General features: G+C 46.2%; 17 protein-coding genes and 2 pseudogenes. 9 read left to right on the top strand and 10 right to left on the bottom strand.

Annotation, left to right across the window (positions count from 1 at the left end; all coding sequences use genetic code 11):
- Window positions 1-28 precede the first annotated feature (28 nt).
- A complete protein-coding gene (locus tag ACOMHB_RS17095) occupies window positions 29-1546 on the top strand; it encodes an IS1182 family transposase (RefSeq protein ID WP_448216038.1) in 1518 nt (505 codons plus the stop codon).
- A gap of 303 nt (window positions 1547-1849) precedes the next feature.
- A complete protein-coding gene (locus ACOMHB_RS17090) occupies window positions 1850-2686 on the top strand; it encodes a WD40 repeat domain-containing protein (RefSeq protein WP_448217524.1) in 837 nt (278 codons plus the stop codon).
- A 57-nt stretch (window positions 2687-2743) separates the two neighbouring features.
- Here ACOMHB_RS17090 and ACOMHB_RS17085 read toward each other — a convergent pair whose 3' ends face one another.
- Window positions 2744-3664: a PHP domain-containing protein gene (locus ACOMHB_RS17085; protein WP_422134326.1), complete on the bottom strand. Its 921-nt coding sequence runs from the start codon at window positions 3662-3664 to the stop codon at window positions 2744-2746.
- A 180-nt stretch (window positions 3665-3844) separates the two neighbouring features.
- Between ACOMHB_RS17085 and ispZ the strand changes: the two genes are divergently transcribed.
- The 3 genes from ispZ to ACOMHB_RS17070 all read left to right on the top strand — a co-directional run bounded on the left by ispZ (window position 3845) and on the right by ACOMHB_RS17070 (window position 5520).
- Window positions 3845-4420, top strand: coding sequence for a septation protein IspZ (gene ispZ / locus ACOMHB_RS17080; RefSeq protein ID WP_422134325.1), 576 nt, complete (start codon window positions 3845-3847; stop codon window positions 4418-4420).
- Window positions 4421-4720: a YciI family protein gene (locus ACOMHB_RS17075; protein WP_422134324.1), complete on the top strand. Its 300-nt coding sequence runs from the start codon at window positions 4421-4423 to the stop codon at window positions 4718-4720. It abuts the gene before it with no gap.
- 101 nt (window positions 4721-4821) lie between these two features.
- Window positions 4822-5520, top strand: coding sequence for a TIGR04211 family SH3 domain-containing protein (locus ACOMHB_RS17070; protein ID WP_448217523.1), 699 nt, complete (start codon window positions 4822-4824; stop codon window positions 5518-5520).
- A gap of 68 nt (window positions 5521-5588) precedes the next feature.
- Here the strand turns inward: ACOMHB_RS17070 and ACOMHB_RS17065 are convergent, their stop codons facing one another.
- Window positions 5589-5867, bottom strand: a complete 279-nt coding sequence (locus ACOMHB_RS17065) for an Rdx family protein (RefSeq protein WP_422134322.1) — start codon at window positions 5865-5867, stop codon at window positions 5589-5591.
- A gap of 207 nt (window positions 5868-6074) precedes the next feature.
- Between ACOMHB_RS17065 and ACOMHB_RS17060 the strand changes: the two genes are divergently transcribed.
- Together ACOMHB_RS17060 and ACOMHB_RS17055 are read left to right on the top strand one after the other, a co-directional pair.
- A complete protein-coding gene (locus ACOMHB_RS17060) occupies window positions 6075-6710 on the top strand; it encodes an O-methyltransferase (protein ID WP_448217522.1) in 636 nt (211 codons plus the stop codon).
- A gap of 174 nt (window positions 6711-6884) precedes the next feature.
- Window positions 6885-7505, top strand: coding sequence for a phosphoadenosine phosphosulfate reductase domain-containing protein (locus tag ACOMHB_RS17055; RefSeq protein WP_448217521.1), 621 nt, complete (start codon window positions 6885-6887; stop codon window positions 7503-7505).
- 64 nt (window positions 7506-7569) lie between these two features.
- Here ACOMHB_RS17055 and ACOMHB_RS17050 read toward each other — a convergent pair whose 3' ends face one another.
- From ACOMHB_RS17050 to ACOMHB_RS17030, 5 genes are all read right to left on the bottom strand, one after another.
- The gene (locus ACOMHB_RS17050; protein WP_422134319.1) at window positions 7570-8256 is read right to left on the bottom strand and encodes a DUF3313 domain-containing protein; all 687 of its coding nucleotides are present in this window, start codon (window positions 8254-8256) and stop codon (window positions 7570-7572) included.
- Between the two features lie 179 nt (window positions 8257-8435).
- Entirely contained in the window at window positions 8436-8927 is a 492-nt protein-coding gene (locus ACOMHB_RS17045; protein ID WP_448217520.1) for a hypothetical protein, read from the bottom strand.
- 57 nt (window positions 8928-8984) lie between these two features.
- Entirely contained in the window at window positions 8985-9299 is a 315-nt protein-coding gene (locus ACOMHB_RS17040) for a BolA family protein (RefSeq protein ID WP_422134317.1), read from the bottom strand.
- A gap of 94 nt (window positions 9300-9393) precedes the next feature.
- On the bottom strand, window positions 9394-10326 hold the full coding sequence (locus ACOMHB_RS17035; protein ID WP_448217519.1) for a 2Fe-2S iron-sulfur cluster-binding protein: 933 nt from the start codon (window positions 10324-10326) through the stop codon (window positions 9394-9396).
- A gap of 394 nt (window positions 10327-10720) precedes the next feature.
- Window positions 10721-11566 carry a CPBP family glutamic-type intramembrane protease gene (locus ACOMHB_RS17030; protein WP_448217518.1) on the bottom strand — a complete coding sequence of 282 codons (846 nt, stop codon included), beginning with the start codon at window positions 11564-11566 and terminating at the stop codon, window positions 10721-10723.
- A gap of 385 nt (window positions 11567-11951) precedes the next feature.
- On the opposite strand from ACOMHB_RS17030, the pseudogene ACOMHB_RS17025 reads away from it, so the two are divergent.
- Window positions 11952-12221: pseudogene (locus tag ACOMHB_RS17025) on the top strand (GNAT family N-acetyltransferase); the annotation flags it as partial.
- 130 nt (window positions 12222-12351) lie between these two features.
- Here ACOMHB_RS17025 and ACOMHB_RS17020 read toward each other — a convergent pair.
- Both ACOMHB_RS17020 and ACOMHB_RS17015 read right to left on the bottom strand, forming a co-directional pair.
- Window positions 12352-12852 (bottom strand): RING finger protein, encoded by a 501-nt coding sequence (locus ACOMHB_RS17020; protein WP_448217517.1) that lies wholly within the window; start codon window positions 12850-12852, stop codon window positions 12352-12354.
- 106 nt (window positions 12853-12958) lie between these two features.
- Window positions 12959-13585 (bottom strand): annotated as a pseudogene (locus ACOMHB_RS17015) (transposase); the annotation flags it as partial.
- A 74-nt stretch (window positions 13586-13659) separates the two neighbouring features.
- Between ACOMHB_RS17015 and ACOMHB_RS17010 the strand changes: the two are divergent.
- Window positions 13660-15224 (top strand): IS3 family transposase gene (locus ACOMHB_RS17010; protein WP_448215008.1). Its coding sequence is split into 2 segments (ribosomal slippage): window positions 13660-14113 and window positions 14113-15224, totalling 1566 coding nucleotides; the frame shifts between segments, so codons are not numbered across the junction.
- Between the two features lie 3 nt (window positions 15225-15227).
- Here ACOMHB_RS17010 and ACOMHB_RS17005 read toward each other — a convergent pair.
- On the bottom strand, window positions 15228-15617 hold the full coding sequence (locus tag ACOMHB_RS17005) for a helix-turn-helix domain-containing protein (RefSeq protein ID WP_448217516.1): 390 nt from the start codon (window positions 15615-15617) through the stop codon (window positions 15228-15230).
- Window positions 15618-15679 lie beyond the last annotated feature (62 nt).

Raw genomic sequence — 15679 nt, 5'->3', positions numbered from 1 at the left:
AGCCTTAAACCAACTCCGATGATGCCAGATGTCACCACCACCAAAATTCAAGGACAGCCCTGTTGAGTTTGACCAGCATCTGCTGTTCCCAACCAACATTTTCGACCTGCTTCCCAAAGACCATGATTGTTTCGTTTATGAAAGCATTTTTCAGAACATCGATACGTCTGAGGTTGAAAAAAAATATCACCACCTTGGTCAGCACGCTTACCCTCCAAAGCTCATTGTCGCTATTCTGATCTACGCCTATAGCCATGGTGTTTTCAGCTCCCGTCAGATTGAGCGACGGTGTCGACAAGATCTGGCGTTCATGTATATCTCACAAATGAACTGCCCAAATTTCAGGGTTCTGGGAGATTTTCGTAAGGAAAATCTGTCGTTTTTTCATGACTGCTTCAAACAGTCCGTCAAACTGGCCATGGAGCTCAAAATGGCATCACTGGGCCATATCAGCCTGGATGGCTCCAAGTTCAAAGCCAACAGCTCAAAGCACAAGGCCATGACCTACGGAAGGCTCAAGGCTAAAGAGGCAGAACTCAGTGCAGAAGTGGATGAGCTGATCAAAAAAGCCAGTCAGTGCGACCAGGAAGAAGACGACGCCTACAAAGCAAGCAACGGCTACAGCATTCCTGAAGACCTCCAGTTTAAAGAGGAGCGTCTGAAAAAAATCAAAGCGGCCAAAGAAGCCCTTGAAGAACGCGAAAAAGCCCTGAACCCTGATGAGCCTATTGACGACAAAAGGCAGATAAGCTTTGCAGACCATGATGCCCGGATCATGAGCAAGAAAAGTTACTGTGAGTACAGCTACAATGCTCAAATCACCGTAGATGCTGATAATCAGATCATCGTCGGCCAGCACATCAGCCAGCAAGCCAATGATGTTCAGGAGGCAGAGCCTGCTTTGGAAGCACTGTCTGAGACAACCGATGGTGCTGTTGTGGATAAGGTGAGCATGGATAATGGTTATTTCTCAGGGCCAAACCTGCATGTGCTGGATAAGCATGAAATAGATGGCTACATAGCCACCGACAGAAAAGAGAAGCCAGCAGATACCCAGCTTAAGGACTCTGAGCGTAAGTTTGTCAAAGCAGATTTTGACTACGATGCAGAAATGGATGTGTTTATCTGTCCGGCTGGGGAGAAGCTGATAACTAACCCAGACAGCAAGGCCAAGAGGCAGAGTTACCGGGCGAACAAGGACGCATGCAGGAAGTGTGTTTACCGTTCACAATGCAGTGGCTCAAAAAAGGATGCTGGCAGGGTCATCCGCACAGACAAGTTTGAGCCCGCGCGGCAACGTATGAACAAGAAAATGGAGACAGCCAGTGCGAAAGCAATCTATGAGCGTCGTAAGGTCATTGCAGAGCCACCGTTTGGTCATATAAAAAACTCAGGGTTCAGGAGTTTTAGCCTTCGTGGTAAAGAGAAGGTAGAAGCAGAGTTCTCACTGGTATGCACGGCACACAATTTCAAAAAATTTGTGAAGGCCGCTTCAACGGGATCAATCCGTCTTGAGAATTTAAAAGGGGTTAAAAAAGCGGCATAAAGGCTGTGAAAAGGCCTAAATTTGCAAAAATGAGCAAAATTACACCAAAAATTGGATGTTTTTTGCTCATCCTGAAATTTTAGAGAGCCTCTGGGGATCTAGTTACGCCATTCTCGGTCAGGCTCCTAGCAGCCTGTCGGACTTAAGACTGTCCTACTGCGGTTGCGATAAATTGGTCTAAAAATTCCTGCTCCCTCGTCAAATAGCTCGCTATTCTCCTCGGAATCAGAAATTTTTATCCTCAATTTCTCGCAATCCTCGCTACGGACGCTCAAGTCCGACAGGCTGCTAGTCACCGCCAGTATGGATCATACTGCGAGAATCTATGGCCAGAAGGATGACAAATCATGGGTAGAAGAAGCCATCATTGCTCATGACGATGTTGTCAACTCAGCCACCTTCAGTCCCGACAGTTGCCATGTACTGACCGTTGGTGAGGATCCTACGGCAAAAATCTATGGGCGAGCGGACGATGGATCATGGGAGCCAAAAATGTTCATTAACCATAATGATTCGATCAGTTCAGCCACCTTTAGTACTGATGGACGCCATGTGGTCAGTGTCGGTAACGATAATACGGTGAAAATCCATGGTCTGCAGGCGGATAAATCATGGAAAACAGAAATCGTCATTGTCCATGATAACTCTGTCAACTCTGCCAGCTTAAGCCCGGATGGCCGCTATCTGGTGACAGCTGGTGATGATCATGAGGCAAGAATCTATGGCCGGGAAGACGATGGAACATGGAAAATAAAAGCGATCATTTCCCACGAAAAAAGTGTTATCTCAGCCGTCTTTAGCCCAGATAGTAGCCGTGTGGCGACCGTTGGTAGAGATGACAAGGTGCAAATCACTGGTAAGAGGACCGATGGATCATGGTGGAAAGAAACGACCATTCATCATAATAATTCGATCAGATCAGCCACCTTCAATGCCGATGGCGATCATTTGCTGACTGCCAGTTTTGATCGCAGAGCTCAAATCATTGGTCGGAAGGCTGACGGATCATGGCAACGAAAAGCCACCGTTTCCCATTCTGAAAAGATCTTATCGGCCAGCTTTAGCAACGATAGTCGCCATGTGGTGACCAGAAGTTCCGGTCACTTAGCAAAAGTTACCGAACTATGGAGGGATGGTTAATTGAGCAAGGGAGCGTGAGAATCAGTGTTTTCTGGCACTCAGGCATTAGTAAATTATCTACCAGTTCTCCCAGACGGGCAGAGCACCCTTGGGAAGTTCTGGCGCTCTGCCCAGTTCTACCCAAGGTTTGGCGGGGGTATGAAAGTCACTGGCTCTTGAGGCTCTGAGTTCAAAGTCCTGGCAAAGGCTTGCCAGTGCTTCCCGCTGTCCGGGAGGTTGTTGGCAGCCACTGACTTCCAGGGCATGGCCGCCAGCCAGTTTGAAGTCTTTGACCAGAGCTCTGAGCTTGGTGCGGGTCATTTTGTATTTTCCGGGGTGAGCTAACACAGCCGTACCATTCAGGGCTCTGATCCAGGCTACGGCCTGACCCATGGGAGGCCAGAAGGCCTTCAAGTTGCCTATTTTCTGGTGCGACAGATGCCTGTCAAAAGCTGCTTGCATCTCTTTGACGTAGCCTTTTTCAATCAGCCATTGGGCGAAATGAGGTCGGCCTGTCTGGATATTTTCTCTGGATAAAACAAAGCCGTCAGGCGATTGTTTCTGCCGGTTCAATGCCAGATCAATGACTTCATTCATCAAAGTGTCAGCGCTGATCTTCAGTTTCAGTTGTTTCATCAGACGGCTGGCGATCATCAGAGATCGTTGCTTTCTGGCGGAGCACTGGTGATGGATGATTCGTTCAAGATCCGGGTTCGACAGGGAAAAGTTAAGACCGACAATATGGATTTCCATGGCAGACCAGGTGGTTGATAATTCCGTCCCGGTGATCAGCCTGGGGCCAGAGAGTGTTTTATTGGAGAGAAACTGGTGTGCAGCCACCGAATCATGGTCCGTAATAGCCAGTATATCGACACCTTTATCACGTGCTCGTTCATAAACTTCCAGTGGTCCCATGGAACCATCGGATGCGGTGGTGTGACAATGGAGGTCGACATTCAGGGTCATTGCGATACAAATAAGTAGTAACTGTCTGTACACTCTACCACCAATGGAACTGTAAAGGCTTTTAAAAAGTTGGCAGGGTGGAGTCGACCAGACATGGCAATGCAGCCGTTCCATAGTAAACTACAGGATGATTTAACGAGCTCTGAACTTGGTTAGTGAGAAACCCTGAGCGAAATATCGAAGTAAATCACAAGGTAACCCGACTGGTTTAATATGAAGCAACTGATTGATTTTATTCCACTTATTATCTTTTTTACGGTCTACAAGATGGACCCCAGAATGGTGGATGTAGCCGGATATTCCCTTGAGGTCGGAGGTGCTATCAGTGGCACTTTCTTCCTGATCATTGCCTCTGTCATTGTTTATGGTGGCAGCTTTATCAAGAACAAAACCCTTGAAAAGAGCCAGGTGATTACGCTTATGGCCGTGGTTTTATTCGGTGGCATGACCCTGGCCTTTCAGGACGAAAACTTCCTGAAATGGAAAGCGCCGATTGTAAACTGGATCTTTGCTGCCGCCTTTCTGGGCAGTCAGTTTGTTGGCCAGAAAAGCCTGGTTCAGAGAATGATGGAGCATGCCATCAGCCTGCCGGATGAGATCTGGATTCGTATGAATCTGAGCTGGGTTGTATTCTTTGCACTACTGGGTGCCGCTAACCTTTATGTGGCTTTCACCTTCCACGAGTTCTGGGTTGACTTTAAGGTGTTTGGTAGCCTGATTCTTACTTTTGTCTTTGTTGTCTTGCAGTTTCTGGTCATCTCGAGACATATACAGGCTGAGGAAAAATAAATGCTTTACGCAGTCATCAGTGAAGATGTTGACAATAGTCTGTCTCTGCGCAAGACAGCCAGACCTGCTCATCTGGAAAGGCTTGAGGTATTGAAGTCTCAGGGGCGTCTGATCCTGGCAGGCCCCTGTCCTGCTATCGACAGTAACGATCCGGGCGAAGCCGGATTCAGTGGCAGTATTGTTATTGCTGAATTTGACAGCCTCGAAGCCGCGCAATCCTGGGCTGATGATGATCCCTACGTGGCCGCCGGTGTCTATCATTCTGTAAGTGTGAAGCCATTCAAGCGAGTACTGCCCTGATTTTCCTTCCGGAAGTCTGTCATTTTTATAATTAAGTTTTGCAGGATGCGGCCCTGTTCGAATAATTCTGATAACAGGGCAGCCTGGTTAAGAGAGAAAACGTGAAACAAACCTTACCCAAACTGTTTTTATCACTCACCGGTTTAGTACTGCTGGGTTCAATGGTTCAGGCTGAACCAGTAGAGGCTGAAACACGTTATGTTACGGATGTCGTTTATGTGCCAATGCGGTCAGGGCCTGGTAATCAATACCGGATTTTGCATCGGGGCCTGAAAACAGGGCTGAAAATGACTGTTCTCGAAGCTGACGCCGGAGAAGGGTTCAGCAAGGTCAGAATGGCCGATGGATCAGAAGGTTATATCCCCCGTCAGTACCTGGTGGCCGAACAGCCTGCCAGAGAGCGTCTGCCAAAAGTGCTGGCAAACGTTTCGCGGCTGAGCAAAGAAAATACGGCTCTGAAGTCTGAGCTATCTGCCACTGAGAATGAGCTGAAAAGTGTAAAAGGTTCTCTTCAGGAAACTGCCGGATTGCTGGATGACAAAACCTCTCAGTTTATTGCCCTGAGAGAAGCCACCGCCGACCCTCAGGCACTGGATCGTCGGAACAAACAATTGATGGAAGAAAATTTGCAGCTGAAAAACCGGATTGAGGTGGTTGAGGCTGAAAATAACCAGCTGATTCGCAGCAGCACTATGCGTTGGTACCTCTATGGGGGTGGTACGATAATCATAGGGATTCTGCTGGGGCTGTTCCTGCCAATGATCCGATTCCGCAAAAAGCCGGCGTCAGACTGGGTTTAAATGTCGTAAATATTTGAAAAAGGCTCTGGTTGATCGTCAGAGCCTCACTTTGATCGGAGTAACATAAATCAACGGTCGTTGTGGCCGAGATTCCGTTCCGGATCTATCAAGTCACGAACTTTCTGTTTGATCTGCTTGGGCTGAGGAAAGCCGCCGTCCTGTTTTCTCTCCCAGATCTGTTCACCGTTCAGGGTGATGATAAAGATACCACCTGTTCCGGGCTTCAGTCTCACCTCTCCCAGGTCAGTACTGAACGTACTGAGCAGTTCCTGAGCCAGCCAGGCAGAGCGAAGCAGCCACTGACACTGGCTACAATATTCTATTTCTATAATGGGTTTTTCTGTCACAGTCTACTGCCTTGGAGGGGTTGGGTGAGTGATGGATTTTTTTTATTTTTTTGATTGAGCCCCTTGTTCCTGTCTGACTTGTTCAGAGGGTTCGGGAAGCTACTTCAAATCCTACCATGAGTTTATCAACCGGGCATGGTTAAAAGGCATTTTTTACTCAGCAGGCTGCTGATAGAATCAGCCCGTTAATGCAGTGAAGGAAGGGCCATGACGGTCATTGTAAATCCCGATATTGAACAATATTGCCATGACATTACCGGCGGTGAATCGTCACTTCTGAAAGAGCTGGCCCAGGCGACGGAGGACCGGACCCGCTACCCGGGGAACATGTCAGGAAGAATGGTGGGACAAACCCTGAAACTGCTGGTGGCCCTGAGCAATAGCAGAAGAGTGTTGGAAATCGGCATGTTCACCGGCTACGCGGCTTTATCCATGGCAGAAGCACTGCCAGAGGATGGGGAAATTTACTGTTGTGAAACCAACCCGCGAGCCATTGCTATTGCAGAGGAATTCTTTGATCGATCACTTCATTCTCATAAGTTGAAAGTACTGTTTGGCAAAGCGTTGGAAACCATCCCTACCATCGAGGGTGAGCTCGACTTTGTTTTTATTGATGCCGACAAGAAAAAGTACTTTGAATACCTGGAGCTTATACTCCCCATGCTCAAGCAGGGGGGGCTTATTGTCATTGACGATGCCCTCTGGAAAGGTGGTGTTTTGAATCCTCAGGATGAGCGGGACGAGGTGATTGCAGAGCTTAATCGTTATCTGTCTTCCAGAGAGGATCTGGATAATGTTCTCTTACCTGTCAGGCATGGTCTTCATGTGGTACGGAAGATCTGATTTTTATCATTCTTTTGCAATTGTCTTAATTCTGACCTGGGGCATTAGTCCAACTCACTATTTGCAAAGAAAGATATGTTCTAGACGATGCATTGCTTCCCGGGAACTTCATCACCTATAGTTCGAATGAATCAAGACATAAGTGTTAAAGAAGAAACATTTCGGGGGAAGTCAATGGATCTGGAGACCATAAACCGTGAGCTTGCCGAGCGCTCGCCACAAGAGATAATCCGCTGGGCTCTGCAAAAGGCCGTCAAGCCGCTGGTTACCACCAACTTTGGTCCCCATGAGGCTGCCATTCTGCATATGGCTACCCGGGTTCAACCTGATTTGCCGGTTATCTGGATTGATTCAGGCTACGGGACGCATGCTACGTACCGCTTCGCCCGGGGTTTAATCCAGAAGCTGGAGTTGAACATTCAGATTTATCATCCAGAGTACAGTCGTGCTTACCGCGATGCCATTATGGGCGGTGTGCCGGAGGTGGATACGCCTGCTCATGACGAATTTACCCGTCAGGTCAAACTTGAGCCTTTTGGACGGGCCATGCAGAGTTTCTCTCCGGACTATTGGTTGACGGCCATCAGGAAAGACCAGACCGCTTTTCGTCAGGGGCTAGAGGTCGTCAGTGAAACCAAAGATGGTTATTACCGGGTGGCCCCTCTGTTGAACTGGTCAGAGCTGGATGTTGAAGAGTATCTGGTCATGAACGACCTTCCTATTGAAGAAGATTATTACGACCCTACCAAAGTGATTGGTAATCGGGAGTGTGGGCTGCACACCTCGGTGTCCTGAGTCGTTAAGGGGAATAAAGGGCTGGCTGCCTGATGTTTCTGACAGGCAGCCGTGTTGGTGGGTTTTACTGCTCTTTGTTGGTTAGCTTGTCCAGACCACGGTTGTAGAATTCCAACCAGTCATCCAGAACCGCTTTGACATCTTCCTTTGTGACTTCATCATTATCCGATTGCTTATTGATTCCTTTACGCAGCACTTCACCCTCAAGCTTGCCCGTTTCGCCGTCTCTCAGTTGTACTTCCAAATAGAGGGCTACTATGTAATCCAGTCGGTCGGTGGCTGTTTTGATCAGTGTTCTGGCAACTGCGACGGGGAGAACGAATTGTCTGGGTCTGAGGTCCTGCATTTCTGACACAATGCCGGTAATGGCAGGCTGAATGACCAGGACGCCCGGTCCCGGCTTTTCTGCCAGCATCCCACGCTGCTTCAGACCTTCTCTGAAACCATTGTTCAGGTAGTCAGCGACTTTAGTAGCTACTTCCCGCTGGGCATCATTGGTTGCATTGTAATTCGGGAACAGATTAACGGGTTCAACATAGACCTTTTTATACTTTTTCAGATCACCACTGACCCAGCGCATGGCAGTATCGTCATCAAAAGCAGTCAGTCTTTCATAGTTTTCCAGATAGCCGCTGAAGGGTTGTTCTTCAGTATCAATTTTTTGCTGCGTTGAACAGGCTGTTAGAAACAGGGCGCTGACCAACATAAAGGGCAGGGCAAAAAGTCGGCGAGTTTTTTTATAAGCTGTCATGGTTCGTGTCGTCGTTTGATTAAGGTATTTGCTTTAACTGAGGTAGAGTGTCTATCAAAGTTTGTCTGCTGAAAAGTATGATTTACCGAGATAATCATTGCACTAAAGTGTATAACGCAGTGATGAGCTGAACTGATGCCAATAATCGAGACAAGAAAGGAGGGTGGTGCGGGCTGCTGCTAAAAAAGTCCCCCTGATGCGGTTCTGAGGGGTTCCGGTGCATCCATTACTCTGGGCCAACGGTGACTCTTGTGGCAACTTTGTTCGTTCTCTTCTGTTACGACATAAAGCCGGGTAAAAGGGCCATCAGTAGCGATCAGCCCTTGTATAAACTGTTGGTTTTCCAAGAGAAACCAATGACTCTCGCCTGCTTCATCTTTTTCCATAAAGGCATCGACACTTATTTTGACAGGTTTGGGGCTAAACCGATTCCAAATACCCTTTTTAATGGATTCCAGTCTTGCCCAACCTCCTTGTGGTGTGTGACCAGGCTGACCCTCACGGCGTCCCCAGGGAACCAGAATCTGCTGGCCCTGCAGGCTCAATACCGGCAAACGGGCTTTGGGATTTGGGAAAAAGGTTTTGATGGTCAGGCCATCCAACTCGAACTGAACACCGCCGCACACGTCCTGGGGCTCTCCATTACCAATTGTGAAATGCCTTTCATCCATGAAGGTGGCAAAACTTACTTTTAGCGGCCTGCTCTGGTTGTGGCCGTTTGAGAGAGTTCAGTGCTTGCTGCCGCCTTTGCAGTCCGGACTGACAGGTGCCAGGCCCTTACGCTCGTACCATTCACCGGGGGTATAAGTATGAAGGGCCAGAGCATGAATGCCCCCTTGCATCTCATCAGACAGAATTTTGTAAATCAGCTGATGGCGTTTAACCGGCATCTGCTCCTCAAACGACTGGCTAACCAAAACCACTTTAAAATGAGATTCAGAACCCGGCGGCACATTGTGCATATGGCTTTCATTGAATATTTCAAAGTGTTCAAGCTCCAGGGCAGTGGTCAGTTTGTCACTGACACGATCTTGCATAGTCATACTTCCATTTCCACCTTTTAAATCATGCTTGGACGATCAGATATATGATTTTAGATTAACAGGAAGACGCGAGGGTTGCGAAGAGAAAAGTGGATCAGGAAAATTCACTGTTCAAGGCCGTGTAGTTAATACCTGGGCGCTGTGAGCAAGATTCCTCAATAGGTTTACAGAATGATGCCTCACCGGCACAAATAACTCTAATCGATGAAGCTTCTGGTAAAGCCGAGTCCAGCCATTGCCCATAATCCTGTCTTCCGGTTGTCAGGGCATAACTGAACTGATCCATTTGTGAAAGTGCTTCCAATAGCGCTATACCGAAGTGATCGTTGCTGCTATACGCCTCGTGGATCAGATGAATTCTAAGTTGTGATGAGGACCCGGTATTGTGCAAAGCTTCACGGACATAAGCCAGTATGGGGGCCAGTGCCACTTCCTGAGCGATCAGTATCTGGTCAGGGATATCCAGCAGGCTTCCACATAGATTGATTCCGCGGGGGCTGCTGATGCTGATTTTTTGTCCTGTTTCGGCAGAATCGTGCGCCCAGGTGCTGAAAGGATCTGCCACCTTGCGCTGGACCTGGATGACCATCGTCTGATCCAGTGATGGCACTGAGGCCAGATAGCACTCTTTATTAACTTGTAGCCCTATATCGATAAAGACATGCTGGCCGGGAAAATAGTTCATCGGATGCCTGGGGGCGAGAGTCAGAGCCACAACGGTAGGGCATAAGAACTGTTTTTCGGTAATGATGGCCTGGGTGTGGCTCCTGCCGGGCAGGGAGACAGTCATATCATTTTCAGGCAGACACTGGCAGGCAAGAAAATACCCCTCACGAACTTTTTCACTGCTCAGCCCAGCCTGGCTCCGCTCGCTGAGATGACCTGTGTCAGCTTTCATCATGCAGGCATGACAGATACCTGAACGACAGGAGAAAGGTATTTTTTCACCCTTTGCCAGTAAGGAGTCCAGCAGGCTCTGGTTTTTATCGACCGGGTAGGCCCGGTTAGACAGTGTGATAACAGGCATGGTGGTATCTTACCTTAATGCTTTTTACTACGGAAACACCCATGTTTTTTCGTGGGTGCTGTTGTATTTAAGCAATAACGAACTTGTTGTGTCCCCGTGTCCTATCAAATTATAACAAGATCTTCAAATATAGATCGCCTGACGGCAGTGTGGGAAAAATACTGTTTTATAGAGGAAAATAAAGTGCATCTGTAACGATGCAGTTTGCTCAACCTAAAAGTATGCAAACCAAAAAATAGGAAAAATAGCTAATAGCCTATTGGTTATTAATGGCTTTATGACAAACTGAAAGGTTTGGGTATACTCAAATGAGTTTATTCTCCCTTGCTTAGGGGGGAGACGCGTCTGAGTCATAACTAATGTCGCTCGTTTGACTGCTAATAACTGTTAGTCGCTAAAAGTGCTCTCGTCTGCTATAGATGTAGACTAAATAACCCATAGAGTTTAAAGAAACATGAGCTACAATCGCACTTAGTAAACCATAATGTTTAGTAAATTGTCCTCTTGCGAATGAGTTGGTCATTGATATCAGGACTTGTGCCATTAATGGGTTCTTGTTGGCAAGGTGTAAAAGTCCAAATGCTGTGGATTTGATGATGTTACTCATAATAAATATTTTTTTATCATGATGGTTGTAACTTAAAATAAATATTTCTTCATCAAACTTGGTGCTACTGTTAGTTGCCAATTCTATAGAGTAATTGATTAAAGGGAGCAACAAACCATTAAATATAGCCTCTTCAACGATAGCTCCTGAAACAGCCTCTAAAAATGTTAATTTTCCATCGTATGGGTCATGTACTAATGACAGAGGGCGTAAAATGCAAAAATACAAAATTCGATACTCTGTAAAATGTATTGCACCTAATAATAATCCATAATAAATTTGCTTATCAATATTATATCTCTTTATAAAACCGACTGTTTTGTAAGGCTCTTTATCTTCAGTATTCACTGAATCTGAATCTGAATCTGAATCTGAATCTGTGAGGCTCATATTTGTTACTGCGTGTAAAGTGCTCAATTCATCCTCTGTTTTTAGCAGAGGTGTATCTGACTTTGTAAGAACGACCGTTATATTAGATTCTTTATCTTCAATAGTTGCTGAATCTGTGAGGGTCATATTAATTAATGCGTGCAAAGTGCTCAATTCATCCTCATTTTTTGGGAGAGGGGCTGACTTTGCATATTGAGTTACTAGTGAGCAACATATTGCGATTATTAAAGTATATTTTTTCATTGTACTTACTCCCTAAAAAAACAAGCATAGATGCTAACAAATGATTCCAGTTTCTTCCGAGACTTCGTCCATCCACATGTCTCGCCTTCGGGAAGTGGCTGAAGCAGGCTTTATAAACTTCGATCAAGATGCTCATCTGACTTAAAATTATCTGTATTTAAAGTAAACTTTTTCCATATCATTGCACTCAGGGATTTGTATAGCGCTGCTTGAGCTATCCCTACTATTTTTATTTTGTTCTCTTTAAGAGAATCGATTTGATCGTTAATAATTAGTTTGACTGTTCTGTTGTCAAAGAGTTCAATGAATAGTAACAACTGTGTTAGGAATACTTATTGTTCGCGACCAGTAAAAATAAAAATACCAGCAGGGTGATAGAAGTGCCTACCGCTTCTCTGTTGGGATAACTGTTTATTTATCGCATAAAATGTCAGGCAAATGGCTTGGCACAAAGCTGTATTCATTACTGCTCCAAAGACTCAAAGAATCTGGGGTTCGTATGGCGATCAGTGGGATTACCCTTCCAAATGCTTCCAGCGTCAAGCTCCATGAGAAGCTTGGAATGGTAAAATTAGCACACTTTGAAAAAGTTGGTTTTAAATTTAACCAATGGCTTGATGTTGGGTACTGGCAGATAGATCTGAACGCATACTAAAGGTTCCAAAAGACTGAGAAGTTGGGATAGCTCCAAGTGAATTTATTATTCCTGATTCAGAGGGTATAAACTGCATGAGTGTAATATCCAATATCAATTACTGGGGTTCTGATAGCTGTTAGGCTTGGCACTACCTATTGCAATATGGACACCTTCCAGAGCCATGTTGTGCCCATTGACGCAGGCATAAGGTACAAAAATAATGCCTATGACAGCCAGCCATCGAAACTTTTCCTACGATCATGTTTTTATGGCAAATAGCGCACTCTCCTAGAAAAAAATCTTCAAACAACGCATCAATTGTCATGATAAGAAAAATATGTTCAAGCTGTTTAAAAGCTAATTTTATGGTATATGCAAGCCATCCTTCAGGCTGAAAAGATAATTTTTCTTTAAATTCGAAAACTAAAGTTTCATTAGAGAAGTTCAGTTGGTTGCTTTTTATTTGCAAAGTATCAGTTTGAGTATTACATATAGAATAAGAAAAGATGTCGGACTCTATCCGTTGTATTTTTGCTACAACAAACTCTTCACTAATTGAAAAGTCAATCCCTTTGGCTCTGTTAAAATTGCTGCTTGAAGCCAGAAAATCATAGTTGCCATCTAAAAAAATGACTAACTCACCGACCACTTCTTCTGACAGTACACTTAATGGAGTTGAAGAAAAAATATTACAATCAATATATTTGTTGCAACAAAGCGGAGTTTTTCAAGATAGTTGTCCCGAAAACTGAATTTTAGGCTGCCTTTTTCTCGTTAATTCTTGCTTCAGACAACCGCTCAGGATTCAGTGCAACCGCACCTACAGGCTCCCAGTTTCTGATAACTCCTGACCAGCGCGTTGGATTAGCTTCTCGCGCTTTGGTATACACCTGTTTCCGGTGATTCAGGATTTCCTGATCTCTTTTCTCATGCCGTTGCGCAGGTGTCACAAAGCGGATTGAGCTATGGCGGTGTTCATTGTTATAAAAGCGCTCAAACTTCAGCATCCACTGTCGACTGTGTTCTAACGTCAGAAAACCTTGAGATGGCCACTGAGGACAGTACTTCACCGTTTTAAAGATCGATTCTGCAAATGCGTTATCATTACTCACCCTTGGGCGACTATGAGAGGGAATAATGCCCAATTCCTCAAGCTTGGCCTTAAAGGTACTCGACGTCATTGGAGCCCCATTGTCTGAGTGCAGTACAAGCGGTGTTTTAGTGCATTTTTCAGCCACCATTGTCCGGTTAATCAGTTCACTGGCTAACTCACCAGACTCACGGCTATGAATCTCCCAACCAACAATCTTACGACTGTAAACGTCCAGTATCAGGTAGAGGTACCAGAACTGGCCGCGTACCCTGGAAGGTATGTAACTGACCCGCTGTGTCAGGATAGTTGTCCCGCTCACTGATTAACCAATAAAAGCTAGACAGTGGGCGATGGACGTTGAATATGCCTCGTTTTTCAGAGGAACGTAAATCAGCTGTTTTGAAAAAACTGTTACCACCACACAATCGCTCTGTGCCGGATGTTGCCAGAGAGGAAGGTATCAGCGAACAAACCCTGTATAATTGGCGTAAAAAACTACGGGACAAAGGATTACCTGTGCCAGGGAACGAACAAAAATCAGAACAATGGTCTGCTGAAAGCAAGTTTGCCGTGGTCGTCGAAACCGCTGCTTTGTCAGAAACAGAGTTAAGTGAATACTGCCGTAAAAAAGGGCTTTATCCTCAACAAGTCAAGGAGTGGAAGCACGCTTGTATTTCAGGTGCTGTTCAGGCTTCTCAGCGTGCAGACCAGGAAAGCAAGCAATTAAAACAAGAGCGTAAGCGCAATCAGAGCCTTGAAAAAGAGCTTCGCCGTAAAGACAAGGCGTTGGCAGAAGCTGCAGCCCTGCTGGTGCTATCAAAAAAGCTCGATGCCTTCTACGGGATAGACAGCGAGGACAACTGACACCTGTCGATAAGCGCCGCCAACTGCTGACATGGTTTGATGAGGCTATAGCAAACGGCGCTTCTCGCTGGAAGGCTGCTGAACAATTGGAAATATCCCTGAAAACACTGAATCGCTGGCGCGATGACAATGGTGCAGTGTTAACGGACAAACGCCCGGATGCCTTGCGCCCGGTACCCTCTAACAAACTGACTGAGGAAGAGGAGCAACGTATTCTGACTATCAGTAATGAAGATGAGTATGCGAGCCTGCCACCATCGCAGATCGTGCCAGCCCTTGCAGACAAGGGAGTATACGTTGCTTCTGAATCTAGCTTTTACCGTGTGTTGAAAAAGTATGGTCAGTTGCACCACCGCGGTCGTTCAAGAAAGCGATCGAAAAGCAACAAGCCGACAACCTATGTTGCTACTGGCCCTAACCAGGTCTGGTGTTGGGACATCAGTTACATACCTTCCAGGGTACGCGGCCAGTTCTGGTACCTCTACCTGATACTGGACGTTTACAGTCGTAAGATTGTTGGTTGGGAGATTCATAGCCGTGAGTCTGGTGAGTTAGCCAGTGAACTGATTAACCGGACAATGGTGGCTGAAAAATGCACTAAAACACCGCTTGTACTGCACTCAGACAATGGGGCTCCAATGACGTCGAGTACCTTTAAGGCCAAGCTTGAGGAATTGGGCATTATTCCCTCTCATAGTCGCCCAAGGGTGAGTAACGATAACGCATTTGCAGAATCGATCTTTAAAACGGTGAAGTACTGTCCTCAGTGGCCATCTCAAGGTTTTCTGACGTTAGAACACAGTCGACAGTGGATGCTGAAGTTTGAGCGCTTTTATAACAATGAACACCGCCATAGCTCAATCCGCTTTGTGACACCTGCGCAACGGCATGAGAAAAGAGATCAGGAAATCCTGAATCACCGGAAACAGGTGTATACCAAAGCGCGAGAAGCTAATCCAACGCGCTGGTCAGGAGTTATCAGAAACTGGGAGCCTGTAGGTGCGGTTGCACTGAATCCTGAGCGGTTGTCTGAAGCAAGAATTAACGAGAAAAAGGCAGCCTAAAATTCAGTTTTCGGGACAACTATCTTGAAAAACTCCGCTGATGTCCCAACACCAGACCTGGTTAGGGCCAGTAGCAACATAGGTTGTCGGCTTGTTGCTTTTCGATCGCTTTCTTGAACGACCGCGGTGGTGCAACTGACCATACTTTTTCAACACACGGTAAAAGCTAGATTCAGAAGCAACGTATACTCCCTTGTCTGCAAGGGCTGGCACGATCTGCGATGGTGGCAGGCTCGCATACTCATCTTCATTACTGATAGTCAGAATACGTTGCTCCTCTTCCTCAGTCAGTTTGTTAGAGGGTACCGGGCGCAAGGCATCCGGGCGTTTGTCCGTTAACACTGCACCATTGTCATCGCGCCAGCGATTCAGTGTTTTCAGGGATATTTCCAATTGTTCAGCAGCCTTCCAGCGAGAAGCGCCGTTTGCTATAGCCTCATCAAACCATGTCAGCA

It is taken from the genome of Endozoicomonas sp. 2B-B (assembly GCF_053470045.1).
The sequence above is the reverse complement of the archived record's forward strand: the minus strand, read 5'-3'. Positions and strand labels throughout refer to the sequence as shown.

Excerpts from the sequence above, each read along its gene's own strand:
- ACOMHB_RS17095 (WP_448216038.1), top strand. The coding sequence starts at position 29 with ATGTCACCACCACCAAAATTCAAGGACAGCCCTGTTGAGTTTGACCAG.
- ACOMHB_RS17090 (WP_448217524.1), top strand. The coding sequence starts at position 1,850 with ATGGATCATACTGCGAGAATCTATGGCCAGAAGGATGACAAATCATGG.
- ispZ (WP_422134325.1), top strand. The coding sequence starts at position 3,845 with ATGAAGCAACTGATTGATTTTATTCCACTTATTATCTTTTTTACGGTC.
- ACOMHB_RS17075 (WP_422134324.1), top strand. The coding sequence starts at position 4,421 with ATGCTTTACGCAGTCATCAGTGAAGATGTTGACAATAGTCTGTCTCTG.
- ACOMHB_RS17060 (WP_448217522.1), top strand. The coding sequence starts at position 6,075 with ATGACGGTCATTGTAAATCCCGATATTGAACAATATTGCCATGACATT.
- ACOMHB_RS17055 (WP_448217521.1), top strand. The coding sequence starts at position 6,885 with ATGGATCTGGAGACCATAAACCGTGAGCTTGCCGAGCGCTCGCCACAA.
- ACOMHB_RS17050 (WP_422134319.1), bottom strand. The coding sequence starts at position 8,256 with ATGACAGCTTATAAAAAAACTCGCCGACTTTTTGCCCTGCCCTTTATG.
- ACOMHB_RS17045 (WP_448217520.1), bottom strand. The coding sequence starts at position 8,927 with ATGGATGAAAGGCATTTCACAATTGGTAATGGAGAGCCCCAGGACGTG.
- ACOMHB_RS17040 (WP_422134317.1), bottom strand. The coding sequence starts at position 9,299 with ATGACTATGCAAGATCGTGTCAGTGACAAACTGACCACTGCCCTGGAG.
- ACOMHB_RS17035 (WP_448217519.1), bottom strand. The coding sequence starts at position 10,326 with ATGCCTGTTATCACACTGTCTAACCGGGCCTACCCGGTCGATAAAAAC.
- ACOMHB_RS17030 (WP_448217518.1), bottom strand. The coding sequence starts at position 11,566 with ATGAAAAAATATACTTTAATAATCGCAATATGTTGCTCACTAGTAACT.